The 600-nt window shown below is 47.5% G+C and carries 1 pseudogene; it reads left to right on the forward strand.

Features of this window, described 5'->3' with window-relative positions:
* Nucleotides 1-600 (forward strand): annotated as a pseudogene (locus JHK64_RS07480) (CshA/CshB family fibrillar adhesin-related protein); the annotation flags it as partial.

The raw sequence follows: 600 nt of genomic DNA on the forward strand, positions 1-600 counted from the left end.
CGATGGATGACAGTGTTCCAGCCACCTTTGACGATGGCACTACAAGTAAAGTGATTGCAAATGAAGGTACTTATACAGTTTCAGCTGATGGTACAGTGACCTTCACCCCAGAACCAACCTTCACAGGAACTGGTACTGGTGTGACAGTTAAACGTGTCGATGTTAATGGTACAGCAGCAACAGCTAAGTACACACCAACAGTAACAGCAGTAACACCAACCGGTACAGATGCCACCTCAACAGGTCTACAAGGTCAAGTCCAAACAGGGAAACCAACCTTTACAGAAGGTGATGTTGCAGTTCCGATGGATGACACAGTAGCGGCTACCTTTGAAGACGGTAGCACAACAGTAACTATTCTAGGAGAAGGGACTTATACTGTCGCACCAGACGGTACGGTAACCTTCACGCCAGAACCAACCTTTACAGGAACTGGTACTGGAGTTACCGTTAAACGTGTCGATGTCAATGGCACTTCTGCCACAGCTAACTATACGCCAACAGTAACAGCAGTAACACCAACCGGTACAGATGCCACCTCAACAGGTCTCCAAGGTCAAGTGCAAACAGGCAAACCAACCTTCACAGAAGGTGATGTTG

Origin of the sequence: Streptococcus zalophi (assembly GCF_016481285.1) — a bacterium.
GTDB classification, from domain to species: Bacteria; Bacillota; Bacilli; order Lactobacillales; family Streptococcaceae; genus Streptococcus; species Streptococcus zalophi.